General features: G+C 60.7%; 11 protein-coding genes. 4 read left to right on the top strand and 7 right to left on the bottom strand.

Going from position 1 to position 12,744, the window contains the following annotated elements; translation table 11 throughout:
- Positions 1-76 precede the first annotated feature (76 nt).
- From ACEN8Q_RS09795 to ACEN8Q_RS09825, 7 genes are all read right to left on the bottom strand, one after another.
- Positions 77-427 carry a copper-binding protein gene (locus ACEN8Q_RS09795; protein ID WP_413705071.1) on the bottom strand — a complete coding sequence of 117 codons (351 nt, stop codon included), beginning with the start codon at positions 425-427 and terminating at the stop codon, positions 77-79.
- Positions 424-3,582, bottom strand: coding sequence for an efflux RND transporter permease subunit (locus tag ACEN8Q_RS09800; RefSeq protein ID WP_413705072.1), 3,159 nt, complete (start codon positions 3,580-3,582; stop codon positions 424-426). The genes ACEN8Q_RS09795 and ACEN8Q_RS09800 overlap by 4 nt, the downstream gene beginning before the upstream one ends.
- Positions 3,579-5,063, bottom strand: coding sequence for an efflux RND transporter periplasmic adaptor subunit (locus ACEN8Q_RS09805; RefSeq protein ID WP_413705073.1), 1,485 nt, complete (start codon positions 5,061-5,063; stop codon positions 3,579-3,581). Before ACEN8Q_RS09805 ends, ACEN8Q_RS09800 begins: the two co-directional genes overlap by 4 nt.
- Positions 5,060-6,316, bottom strand: a complete 1,257-nt coding sequence (locus tag ACEN8Q_RS09810; protein ID WP_413705074.1) for a TolC family protein — start codon at positions 6,314-6,316, stop codon at positions 5,060-5,062. The genes ACEN8Q_RS09805 and ACEN8Q_RS09810 overlap by 4 nt, the downstream gene beginning before the upstream one ends.
- A gap of 99 nt (positions 6,317-6,415) precedes the next feature.
- Complete coding sequence (locus tag ACEN8Q_RS09815; protein WP_413422333.1) at positions 6,416-6,757, bottom strand: hypothetical protein; 342 nt, start codon at positions 6,755-6,757, stop codon at positions 6,416-6,418.
- Between the two features lie 256 nt (positions 6,758-7,013).
- Entirely contained in the window at positions 7,014-7,229 is a 216-nt protein-coding gene (locus ACEN8Q_RS09820; RefSeq protein WP_413422335.1) for a hypothetical protein, read from the bottom strand.
- A 113-nt stretch (positions 7,230-7,342) separates the two neighbouring features.
- Positions 7,343-8,116, bottom strand: coding sequence for a ParA family protein (locus tag ACEN8Q_RS09825; RefSeq protein ID WP_413422337.1), 774 nt, complete (start codon positions 8,114-8,116; stop codon positions 7,343-7,345).
- 448 nt (positions 8,117-8,564) lie between these two features.
- Between ACEN8Q_RS09825 and ACEN8Q_RS09830 the strand changes: the two genes are divergently transcribed.
- From ACEN8Q_RS09830 to ACEN8Q_RS09845, 4 genes are read left to right on the top strand one after another with little or no spacing between them, the layout of a single operon-like run.
- Positions 8,565-9,578 carry a 2-keto-3-deoxygluconate permease gene (locus ACEN8Q_RS09830; RefSeq protein WP_413422339.1) on the top strand — a complete coding sequence of 338 codons (1,014 nt, stop codon included), beginning with the start codon at positions 8,565-8,567 and terminating at the stop codon, positions 9,576-9,578.
- Positions 9,575-10,855 carry a four-carbon acid sugar kinase family protein gene (locus ACEN8Q_RS09835; protein ID WP_413705075.1) on the top strand — a complete coding sequence of 427 codons (1,281 nt, stop codon included), beginning with the start codon at positions 9,575-9,577 and terminating at the stop codon, positions 10,853-10,855. Before ACEN8Q_RS09830 ends, ACEN8Q_RS09835 begins: the two co-directional genes overlap by 4 nt.
- A gap of 5 nt (positions 10,856-10,860) precedes the next feature.
- A complete protein-coding gene (gene pdxA, locus ACEN8Q_RS09840; RefSeq protein ID WP_413422343.1) occupies positions 10,861-11,862 on the top strand; it encodes a 4-hydroxythreonine-4-phosphate dehydrogenase PdxA in 1,002 nt (333 codons plus the stop codon).
- Positions 11,863-11,918: 56 nt separating this feature from the next.
- Positions 11,919-12,692: a DeoR/GlpR family DNA-binding transcription regulator gene (locus ACEN8Q_RS09845; protein ID WP_413422345.1), complete on the top strand. Its 774-nt coding sequence runs from the start codon at positions 11,919-11,921 to the stop codon at positions 12,690-12,692.
- Positions 12,693-12,744: the final 52 nt, after the last annotated feature.

Consider the following 12,744-nt stretch of genomic DNA (forward strand, 5'->3'; position numbering starts at 1 on the left):
TAGCTGTCCGTCTCCTTGGGGCATCCTGTATCAGCCCCGCGAAAGGCGACAACCGGCCACAAGCAATATCAATACTTCATTTTTTTATGGAAACAATCGTGGCTCTACCGCCCTCCAGCTGAAAGGAAAACGATACATGGTCTCCAACCTTCAGCCCTTTGAGCTGATCTTGCGTCACTGAAAAGGCCATGGTCATCGGAGGCCATTGCACAGCTGGAACGGCACCGTGAGCGAGAGTCACCGTTTGCTTTGCAGTGTCCATGGCCTTGATCGTTCCCTCGGCGCTGGCGACTGGAGCCTGCTTCGACTCCTGCTTCATCTCCATGCCCTCCATACCATCCATTTGCATACCTGGCATATGCTCCGCGCGGGCAGAAAGCGATAGCGCAAATACGGTGCTTGCAACTGCAATAAGGGTCAGTTTCATACGACTTTTCCTTGAACATTGGTGGGTACAATCTGGAGTTGCCGGCGACGCATCAAGCGATACGCCGCCGGAATGACAAACAGGGAAAGCAAGGGTGCCGTGACCATACCGCCGACCATGGGTGCGGCGATGCGGCTCATCACTTCGCTACCCGTTCCGCTGCCCAACAGGATGGGTAGCAGGCCGGCGATGATGACGGCCACGGTCATGGCCTTGGGTCTGACACGCTGTACGGCACCTTCACGAATCGCCGCCACCAGTCCGCGCTCAGTGCTGTCGCCGAGGTCTTCACGTTCGGCCCAGGCGTTCTTCAGATAGAGCAGCATGATCACGCCAAACTCGGCAGAAACGCCGGCCAAGGCGATAAAGCCGACCCCGGTGGCGACCGACAGGTTGAACCCCAGCAGATAGAGGAACCATGCCCCGCCAGTCAGCGCGAACGGCAGAGTGGCCATGATCAACAAGGCCTCGTCGAAGCGGGCGAACGTCAGGTACAGCAGCACGAAAATGATCAACAGCGTGGCCGGCACCACCAGTTTGAGGCGTGCGTTGGCCCTTTCGAGAAACTCGAACTGCCCGGAGTAACTCAGGCTCATGCCCGGTTGCAACTTGACCTGTTCATTGACGACCCGACGCAGATCGGCAACCACCGAGGCAATGTCCCGACCCCGCACATCGATGTACACCCAGCCCGAAGGTCGTGCGTTTTCGCTCTTGAGCATCGGCGGACCGTCGCTGACCTTGACCTTCGCCACCGTGCCCAGGGTGATCTGACTGCCCAGCGGGGTATAGATCGGCAGTTGCTCCAGGGCACCGAGCGAATCGCGCCACTCTCGTGGGTAACGTACGTTGATCGGGAAGCGAGCAAGCCCTTCAATGGTCTCGCCGACATTTTCACCACCGATGGCACCGGCGACGATGGACTGCACATCGGCAATGTTCAGCCCATAGCGGGCGGCGGCTTTGCGGTCGATATCCACATCGATATAGCGCCCGCCAGTCAGCCGCTCGGCCAGCGCCGAACTGACACCGGGCACGTCCTTGGCCACTCGCTCGACCGCCTGGGTGACCGCATCGATTTCCACCAGATTGGTGCCGGCAACCTTCACACCGATCGGGCTCTTTATACCCGTCGCCAGCATGTCGATACGGTTTCGAATCGGCGGTATCCAGATGTTGGTCAAACCGGGAACGTTCACCACACGGTCCAGTTCCTCCACCAGTTTTTCCTGGGTCATGCCCGGGCGCCATTGCGCATGGGGCTTGAATTGAATGGTGGTTTCGAACATCTCCAGCGGTGCCGGGTCGGTAGCGCTTTCGGCACGACCGGCTTTACCGAAGACATGTTCGACCTCCGGGATGGTCTTGATCAAGCGGTCGGTCTGTTGCAGCAGTTGCGCCGCTTTCTGCGCCGACAACCCCGGCAGAGCCGAAGGCATATAGAGCAGGTCGCCCTCGTCCAACGGCGGGAGAAACTCGCCCCCCAAGCGAGACATTGGCCATAGCGCACTGACAAACACCAATAGCGCCAGCAGCAGCGTGATCTTTGGCCGACGCAGGACTGCATCCAGGGCTGGCTGATAGATCCGGATCAACCAGCGGTTCAACGGGTTCTGTTGCTCACTGGGGATTCGTCCTCGAATCCAGTAACCCATCAGCACTGGCACCAAAGTCACCGACAATCCCGCCGCGGCGGCCATGGCGTAGGTCTTGGTGAAGGCCAGCGGACCGAACAGACGCCCTTCCTGCGCCTCCAGGGTGAACACCGGAATGAACGACAGGGTGATGATCAACAGACAGAAGAACAGTGCCGGCCCCACCTCTGCCGCCGCTTCGGTCATGACGTGCCAATGACGCTCCCCCTTCAGTTCTTCCCCGGGATTGGCCAGGTGCCAGGCCTCGATCTTCTTGTGGGCGTTCTCGATCATCACCACAGCGGCATCGACCATGGCGCCGATGGCGATGGCAATCCCGCCCAAGGACATGATGTTGGCGTTGATGCCTTGGTAGTGCATGACGATGAAGGCAATGAGCACCCCCACCGGCAGGGAAATGATTGCCACGAGGGATGAGCGCAAGTGCCAGAGGAAGATGCCACACACCAGCGCGACAACGATGAACTCTTCGAGCAGCTTGTGGCTGAGGTTCTCCACTGCGCGGTCGATCAGCTTGCTGCGGTCATAGGTGGTGACGATTTCCACGCCGGCCGGCAGACTGCCTTTGAGTTCGTCAAGTTTGCTCTTGACCGCCGCAATGGTCTGGCGAGCGTTCTTGCCGCTGCGCAAGATCACTACGCCGCCGACCGTCTCCCCTTCGCCGTCGAGTTCGCTGATACCACGACGCATTTCCGGTCCCGTCTGGATCGTGGCGACATAGCCGAGGGTCACGGGCACCCTACCCGCGCCGAGCTTGAGCGGGATCGCCCGAAAGTCATTGAGCGACTTCAGGTAACCGGAAGCCCGCACGATGAACTCGGTCTCCGCCATCTCCAGCACCGCGCCACCCGTTTCCTGGTTGGCCTTGCCGATAGCCTCGGTCACCTCAGCCTGAGTGATGCCGAGGCTGGCCAGTTTGAGCGGATCCAGCTGCACCTGATACTGCTTGACCATCCCGCCGACTGTCGCCACCTCGGCGACGTTCGCGAGGGTCTTGAGCTCGAACTTGAGGAACCAGTCCTGAAGTGCGCGCAGCTGTGCCAGGTCGTGCCCGCCACTGCGATCCACCAGTGCGTACTGATAGATCCAGCCCACCCCCGTCGCATCCGGCCCCAATGCCGGTTTGGCACTCGCTGGCAAGCGGCTTTGTATCTGGCTCAAATATTCCAGGACCCGCGAGCGAGCCCAGTACAGGTCGGTTCCGTCCTCGAACAGCACATAGACAAAGCTGTCGCCAAAGAACGAGTAACCACGCACCGTCTTGGCCCCCGGCACCGAGAGCATGGTGGTGGCCAACGGATAGGTCACCTGGTTCTCGACGATCTGCGGTGCCTGCCCCGCGAAAGGGGTACGGATGATGACCTGGACATCAGAGAGGTCCGGCAACGCATCGATGGGCGTGTTCTGCACCGACCAGATGCCCCAGGCCGTGACGAACAGCGTCGCCAACAACACCAGGAACCGGTTGGCCACGGACCAACGTATGAGGGCGGCGATCATGGCTGGCCTCCGGTTTTTTCCAGGCGCTCGACCCGCAGGCCATCGTCAGTCTGGCTCACCGCGACCCGAACCCTGTCGCCCGGCTTGAGGCCCTGCGTCAGCGCCGGATTGGCGAGCGGGAACGTCATCGTCATACCCGGCATGCCCAGCGTCTTGAAAGGGCCATGGGCGAGCGTGACTTCCTTGTCGTTGATCTCGACGATCTGCCCATCCGCTTCATGCAAGCCGGAGGCGGCTGCGTCGGGTGGCGACTCTTGCTCCGGGCTTGCGACAATGCCCTTCAGGCTGGCCTCCGAGTCGAGCAGGAACTGGCCGGACGTAACGACCTTCTGGCCATCTTCCAGGCCTTGCAATATCTCCGTTTTGCCGTCGCTTTCCTGCCCGGGCTGCACTTCCACCGGCCGGTAGCGGCCCGCGTCTTCGGCAAGCATCACCAAGGCACGCCGGCCCGTGCGGATGACGGCCTCGCTCGGCACCCACAACACACTGTGCTGCGTTGAGCGGTTCAAGCGTACCTGCGCGGTCAAACCCGGCCTGAAGCGTCCGACCGGGTTGGGCAGTTCCACCCGCACACGCAGGGTACGGCTGTCCGGATTGGTCTCCGGCAGAATGGCGCTGACCTTGCCATTGAGCTTTATCCCCGGGAATGCGGGCAATTGCGCTTCAACCGTTTGCCCTACGGAGATGGTTCCTGCCTCCGACTCTGGAACGGCCACGGCCATCCAGACATTGCTCAAACCATTGACGCGAGCCAGCGTCTCGCCCGCTGCAACGGTCATTCCCGTGCGGACATTCAACTCTTGCAGCACACCACCAATCGGGCTGGTCAGCGTCAGGTAGGGTTGGACCTTACCGCCCCGCTCCACCTGAGTGATCAGTGTTGCCGGCATTCCTGTGAGCAGTAGTCGCTGGCGGGCCGCAGCCAGCAAGTCCGCATCGCCGTTGCGCTTGAGCGCCAGGAACTCGGTCTGGGCGGCGACCCACTCGGGCACCAGGATATCCGCCAACGCCGCGTTGGCTTTGAGCACATCACCTGGAGCATGGGCGTAGACCCGCTCCACAAAGCCAGGAGTGCGGGCCTGTATCACGGCGACATCCCGTTCGTTGAATGTCAGGACACCGCTCACATCGAGACTGGAATCAAAGATCCCGCGACTGACTGTCGCAAAACGCAGACCGAGATTCTGAGTCAGGCCCGGATCGATACTGACCGTCGCACGGTCGCTGCCGCCACTGGCATATTGCGGGACCAGTTGCATGTCCATGAAGGGAGACTTGCCCGGCTTATCGAACTTTTGCTGCGGGTACATGGGGTCGTACCAATACAGCGCCTTGCGTTCGTCCGGTGCATTGGGGCTCAGCTGCGGGGCGGCAACGGGTACTTCGCCCATGCGCTGGTGAGCGAACCAATAACCACCGGCAACCCCCAATGCCAGCGAGATGCCCACCAGCAGTGCCCCGTTCCATTTATTCAGGATCATTGGCTGGACTCCCCATAGGCAAAATACAGTCGCGCGCTGGTCAGCGCTCGTTGCTCTTCCACGTCGATCTGTTTGAGGCGGGCTTCGATGAGTTCACGTCGGGCGGCAACAACGGCATTCAAATCGCCCTTGCCGGCACGATAACTGGCCATGCTGAGTTCGACCTTTTCCCTGGCCAGCGGCAACAGGCTTTGCCGGTTTCGCTGTACTGCACGATTCAAGCGTTCGTAGTCGGCCAGTTCGCTCTCCAGTTGCTGGGTATGCTCACGTGACAGGGCTTCGCGCTCGGCCTCAAGCTGGCTGAGTTCAGCCTGTCTGGCGGCGATTCTGGGGTTCTGGCGAGCGTCAGGGAACAGCGGCAGATCCCAGGAAAACTGCACGCTGACCATGTCGCCGAACTCACGGCCACGGTGCTGGTAATCCACTTCCCAGCTCCAGTCCGACCGCTTCTCCGACATGGCCTCACGAACCTTGGCTTGCGCTTCGCGGGTCATCGGCGCAAACGCTGCCAACTCGGGATGGTGTTGCAGCTTATGGGTGTAGTTTGAGGTATCGACAGGCCATTCAGGCAAGCTGCCCACAGGCTTATCGTTGGCGGCAGGACCGATCCAGCGCTTGAGCGCCGCTCGTGCTTGCGTTCTCTGGCGAATCAGCTCGTCCTGTTGTTCCTCCAACCGAGCTGCTTCTTGCCTGGGCGTCACTGCGTCGGCGGGTTGAGCGCGGCCACCGGCAATCTGCGCCCGGACGGTCTCGGTCAGCAGGCGATTTTCTTTGTAAAAGTCCTGGAATAGCGCGTCTTTACGCTCAACCGAGTAGCTATTTATCCAGGCCAATGCCGTGGATTGACGAACGTTCAGACGTTCGACCCGCCGCTCTGCAGCAGCTCGATCAACGGCCGCATCGGCAACTTCAATGCGCGCTTTGCGCTTGTCGCCGTTGGGCATCTCCTGCCTGACTCCGACCATTTGCATGGTCATGAAGTCCTGGTCGATGCTCCAGCGATCCGGACCACCCACGGGGTAGTTCTGCACACCCAGCAGCAGCTTGGGGTCGGGTAGCTCACCGGCTGGAATAGCTGCACTGCTGGCAGCCTGAATTTTCGCGTCTTGTGCCGTCAGCGACGGCGCATTGTTTTCCGCCAGCCGCAACGCTTCGTCGAGTGTCAAGGCGCCAGCGAAGCTCGGCAATGCCAGTACGCTTGCCGCCAGGCCGGCCACGAGGGACCAGCCTGTGCAATAGCACTTGGAGTTCATGTTTACGATTCCTGTGATCATCCACTGCACGCATCAAAGGACACGCGCACAGCCATGCCATCCCGCTAAAACGGAATGACGCTCAATGTGGGTCAGGAATCAAACGCGGGGCGGTCGCCATACCCCGGAAGGGGTCGATACAGGTACGGAATCGCCGATGAGGGAAAGCACTACGGGGCTGAACAACGTAACAGGAGGCTTGATGATCGAGACTTGCAACATGCCACCCGTCTTGCACTCCTGCCCCGGCTTGCAGGGTTTGCCGTGCTCGGTCGGGCTTTTCATATCGTTGCAGCAGTCCATCCCCATGTCGTCCATCATCGCCATGCCCATTGCTTTCATCGGGCACGGCTCTGTCGGCGCCTGAACGCCCGCCATCCCGCTGAGGGGAAGCGCCAGGCTGATCACGAAAATGAGGCAAAACCGCAGGTAGCGTTTCATGGGGTTGGAGTGTAGCCGTCGGAAATAGTACTAACAATCAATTGAACACACGCTCTCGGTTGCCTTGCACAAAGCGCCGATTGCGCACGATCTCAGCGGATCAGAATTAAGCCAGCATTACTGACAGGAAAATGGTTCGTCAGCCCGGCATCGGCAATGGCGTTGAAAAGGGTCGACAGTGCGCCTGCGCCAGGGCCGATGAAAGTTTCGGCCTCGTTGACACGAAAGAGCGACCTGGAAACGCTTCCCTGACCGATCACGCGAGCTTTATGGTGCCGCCCTGGATATCGTCGCGCGCCATTCGCAAATCATTGGCGTCCTGGTTGAGCTGGTGAATCATGTTGAGCAAGCGTTGACGAAGCACCTCGTCCTGGAGCTGCTCTGCTGCGCGCATCACATCGAGCGCCGCTACCTCATTGTGAGTGGCGACTGAGTCGAGCAGTTTGCGCATGCTTCTTGATGGCCGATTCATCTCCAATCCCCTGGGTTTCGGTGACGCGAATCATATGGCTGGAATGTTTCGTCAGTGTTTCAGCTGAACGAGATGGAGGGACGACCTTAAGGGTCGGCCCGTCAGTGATGACGCTAGGCCGCCCGCTCCAAGGTATCCAGCAATCCAAAAAATTCCCGCGAAAGCTTATGCCGGGGAGCCAAATGAACAAGGGGTACTGAGACTTCGTGCGACTCGCGCATCTTGATGGAGCTGCTCAGGTAAACCGGCAGCACAGGTAAACCTTCGGCCAACAACTCATCAACGAGATTCTGGTGCAAGCCGGTATGCCCGGTGAACTGGTTGACCACCACGCCCTCTACTATCAGTGATTCATTGTGATCAAGACGTAGCTCCTCTGCCTGAGCGATGACGCGGTACAGCGCCTGGCGCGAAAAGCTGTCGCAATCGAATGGGATCAGCAATCTGTCCGCCGCCACCAGCGCACTGAATGTGTAGAAGTTGAGTGTCGCTGGTGTATCGATATAGATGCGCTCGTAGTCCTCGGACAGTTCAACCAGCAGCTTGCGCAGCTTATTGATCTTGTATTTGGACTCGAGTTTTGACTGAAGGTCCGTCAGATCGGAGCAGGCAGTCACCAAGTGAAGGTTGTCGTAAGAGGTCTCGGTGATGACCACTCGATTCCTTCTGCCTTCGAAGCCGCCGGATAGTGTCTGTCTGAAAAAGTCAGCGATGCCCGTTGGAATGCTTTCGTTGATCAGGCCTGTCAGGTAGTGAGTCGAATTGGCCTGGGGATCGAGATCAACCAGCAGCGTTCGGTAGCCTTCGGCAGCACTCGCTGCGGCAAGGTTGCAGGCAATGCTGGATTTCCCAACGCCCCCTTTCTGATTGAACACAACACGACGCATAGGGTTTTCTCATCCATGAAAACGGCCAAAGGCCGACTTGAGGAAATGTAAGCTCTCGTGTCAATTCTATGACCGATATATTTCAGTTTTGCGACAACAACCAAGCCAATCGAATTTCAGCTCTTTAGCACTGCGCTTAAAGCAACAAGCGAGAAGAATCGCAGCATTGCTGTTCACCCAAGACAATTTTCAGGCGAGCAGGAAACCTGTGACGAGGGGTTTTTTATGGGCGTTGCAAGGCTCTGGCCCGCACCACAGGAGGGTTCGAACCGCTTGCACTGATCGGAATCCTTATCAGAAATGAGCGAAACGATCATTTGAATGATTGAATTGCGCAGTTTCAGTGGTTGGCTTAAGATCAATCTGACTGAATCAATCACGCAATGATCGATTCAGTCAGATTCGAGGTGAAACACGTCTTGCCAAACAATTATAAAAGGAGACCCTCGTGGCCCAGATTCCTATCAAGCGCACCATTGAACGCATCCCCGGCGGCATGATGATCGTGCCTCTGCTGATCGGCTCGCTCGTGGCGACATTCCTGCCTGACACGCCCAAATTTTTCGGATCATTCACCAATGCGCTGTTCACCGGCGCACTGCCCATTCTGGCGGTGTTCTACGTGTGCATGGGCGCGAGCATCAATATCAAGGCCACGCCTTACCTGCTCAAAAAGGGCGGCACGCTGCTCGTCACCAAAGTCGGCATCGCCGTGCTCATCGGCATCGTGCTTGGCCACTTCCTGGGTGAGCAGCCCATATCCTCCGGGCTTTTCGCCGGTATCTCCACGTTGGCGGTGGTCGCCGCAATGAACGACACCAACGGCGGCTTGTACATGGCGCTGATGGGGCAGTACGGCCGCTCCGAAGACGTCGGCGCCTATTCGGTGATGTCGCTGGAATCCGGGCCTTTTCTGACCATGGTGACCCTCGGCATTGCCGGCTTGTCAGCCTTCCCCTGGCCGACGCTGGTAGGCAGCATCCTGCCGCTGGCCCTGGGCATGCTGCTGGGCAACCTCGACCGCGACATGCGCGACTTCCTGGCCAAGGCCGTGCCGGTGATGATCCCGTTCTTCGCCCTCGCACTGGGTGCCAGCCTCGACCTGCATAACGTCTGGCAGGCTGGTTTGCTGGGGCTCGGCATGGGTGTCGCGGTGGTCGTGCTGACCGGCATTCCGCTGTTCTTCGCCGATCGTTTGACCGGCGGCACCGGTGTTGCCGGCGTGGCGGCAGCCACTACAGCGGGCAATGCCGCCGCCGTTCCGGCGTTGATCGCAGCGGCGAATCCGGTGTACGCCGAAGCGGCCAAGAGCGCGACGATTCTGGTGGCTGCCTGCGTCGTGGTCACCGCGATCCTCGCACCGTTGCTCACCGCAGCGGTGGCCAAACGCGTGCAACAGCGCAAACCCGCCGTCATCCCCGAGTCGGACCTACAGGCGCAAAAGCAGGAAGCCCTGCGATGAGCATTCTGATCATCGCAGACGATCTGTCGGGCGCGGCGGATTGTGCCATCGGCTTTGCCAGCGCGGGGATGCAAACGGTCGTCACGCTCGACCCTTTGCATGACAAGGCTGACGCCCAGGTGATTGCCGCCGATACGGACACACGGCGCCTGTCCCCGGCGCAAGCCGCCGAACGCACGGTCGCTGCGTACAAGGCGCTGCAGCGTCCCGGTCAGCGGCTGTACAAGAAAATTGATTCGACCTTGCGCGGCAACTGGGCGGCGGAAGTGGCCGCCCTGCAACCGCTGGCGGGCCTGGCCATCGTCGCCCCGGCGTTTCCTGCAACCGGGCGCACGTTGCGCGGTGGCCGGGTGTTCGTCAACGGCCAGCCGCTGGAAACCACCGATACCTGGAAGCTCGAAAACGCCGATCGCCCGGCGGATGTCGAGGCGATGCTGGTGGCCGCAGGCCTGAGCACTGCCAGGCTTGATCTCGACACCTTGCGCGGGAATGAAGAAACACTCGTGCGTCACATCGCTGAAGTGGCGAGCAAGGGTACCCAGGCGCTGATCGTCGATACACAAACCGAAGACGACCTGCTGACGATCGCTCGCCTGACCGCGTCCATGGAACAGCCGCTGTTCTGGATCGGCTCGGGTGGGCTGGCGCGGGAAATCGCCAGTCTCGCGGATTTTTCCGAAGCACGCTTCACGGCAATCGAACCCACAGCACAGGAAAAAAGCCAGGCACCGATTCTGATCATGGTCGGCAGCCTGTCAGGTGTCTGCGAGCGGCAATGCGCACTGCTCAAGGAGCGCGGCGGGGTCAGCGAACTGGTGGTCCCGCCCGAAGTCCTGCGCCAAGGCACGACGCACGTCGATTGGGCGCTGTGGCAAGCGCGCATCGGCGAGCGGCTGGACGGCTGGAGCGACCTGCTGCTGCGCATTGGACGCGACGAGGCGTTCGATCCCCTGGAGGGCGCTCGACTCTCAACCCGATTGGCCGTGCTGGTAGAACCGCACTTCGCCAAGGTCGGCGGCCTGATTGCCACGGGTGGCGAGACGGCGCGGGCCATATTGACCACCGTCGGCATCGACAGCCTGCAATTGCTCACGGAAATCGAAGCCGGCGTGGCTTTCGCGCGCCCCACCGTTTCCCGGCAAGGGCATCGTCCCGGCATTGTCACCAAGGCCGGTGCATTCGGCACTGACCGCGCCTTGTATGCGGCATGGCAGCACTTGAGCGAACGCGCCGATCGCTCCCCGCCCCAACGTACCCGAATCCAAGGACTCCAATGAACGCTATGAGCAACTACCTCCCCATCATCGGCATCACCATGGGCGACGCCTCAGGTGTCGGTCCGGAAATCATCGTCAAGAGCCTGACCCACGACATCGTCTACCAACAATGCCGGCCATTGGTGATCGGCGATGCGCGGCGCCTGGAGCAGGCCAACGTGATTGTCGGCGGCAGCGCCAAAGTGCGCCGTATCGAAGACGCCTCCCAGGCGTTGTACGAGGCCGGCACCATCGATTGCATCGATCTCGACCTGATCCCCGATGACCTGCCGTTCGGCGAGCTGTCACCCATTGCCGGTGACGCTGCTTATCAATACATCGCCCGCGCCGTGGAACTGGCCGAGGCCAAACAGATCGATGCGATCTGCACCGCGCCGCTGAACAAGGAAGCGTTGCACGCCGGCGGTCACAAGTACCCCGGCCACACCGAAATGCTCGCGCACCTGACCCACGTCGACGAAGTGTCGATGATGCTGGTGGCACCGCAGCTACGGGTGATTCACGTCACGACCCACATCGGCATCATCGATGCGATCCGCAAGATCGAACCGGGCCTGGTCCAGCGCACTATCGAGCGCGGCAACGCCACACTGATCAAGGCAGGCATCGCCCGTCCGCGGATTGGCGTGTGCGGGATCAACCCGCATGCCGGTGAAAACGGCCTGTTCGGTTATGGCGAGGAGGAAGAGAAAATCATCCCGGCGGTGAAGCTGCTGCAGGAACGCGGCCTCGACGTGACCGGCCCGTTGCCGGCCGACACCCTGTTCTTCCGCGCCGGGCGTGGCGACTTCGATCTGGTGGTGGCGATGTATCACGACCAGGGCCACGGTCCCGTCAAGGTACTGGGGCTCGAAGCCGGGGTGAACGTGACCGTCGGCCTTGAAGTGATCCGCACCTCGGTCGATCACGGCACCGCCTTCGACATCGCCGGCAAGGGCATCGCCGATGAGCGCAGCCTGCTCGAAGCACTGCGCCAGGGCGCTGAGCTGGCCACACGACGGGGATGAGGTGCAGCGGCACTGTCGTGTAAGATCGACCACCGCCCAACCAACGAGCCCCCGCCATGAAAGTGTCCGAACGCCACCGCGCCATCCTCGATCTCGTACGCATCGGCGATGCCAACGTCGAGCAATTGAGCGCGGCCCTCGGCGTTTCGGAGGCGACCGTGCGGCGCGACCTGACCATGCTCGCCAAGCAGCGGCACCTGGTCCGCACCTACGGCGGCGCCACCGCCGTGGTGGGTGTCCATGAACCCGAAGCCTCGCTGGAAGAGCGCAAAACCAGCCAGTGGGAACAGAAAGACGCCATCGCCCTTGCAGCGGCTGCCCACGTCCAGGACGGCGACACCGTCCTGCTCGACGGCGGCACCACTTGCGCCGCACTGGCTCATCATTTGTGCTCGCGCCAGGACGTGCATGTGGTGACCAACAACCTGCTCGCCGTAATGACCCTGGCCAACGCGCCGGGCGTGCGCCTGACCTTGATCGGCGGTGATTTGCGCGGTTCGAGCATGAGCACCCTGGGGCCATTGGCCGAGCTGACGTTGAGCCGCCTGAGCGTGGACAAAGCCTTCCTCGGCGCAGACGGCGTCGTCGCGGAATTCGGCTTGTGCGAGGCGAGTGCGCAGCAGGCTTATCTCAAGGAATGCATCATCAAGCGGGCTGCGCAGATCGTCGTTCTCGCCGACACCGACAAACTCGGGCGAGCGCGGCAGCAGCATTGGACGCCTATCGAACGCGAATGGCGATTGATTACTTGTGCAACTGCCGATGACGCTGCCCTCGCACCGTTTCACGCGATTGCGCAAATCACTGTAGAAACCGTGGACCTCGCCTGATTGCCTGCCCCGCCCTCCGTAAACATGCTCCGGTCAGCCGGTCTGTGACTGA

It is taken from the genome of Pseudomonas sp. Pseusp16, assembly GCF_047324915.1.
In the GTDB taxonomy this organism is placed as follows: Bacteria; Pseudomonadota; Gammaproteobacteria; order Pseudomonadales; family Pseudomonadaceae; genus Aquipseudomonas; species Aquipseudomonas fluorescens_CD.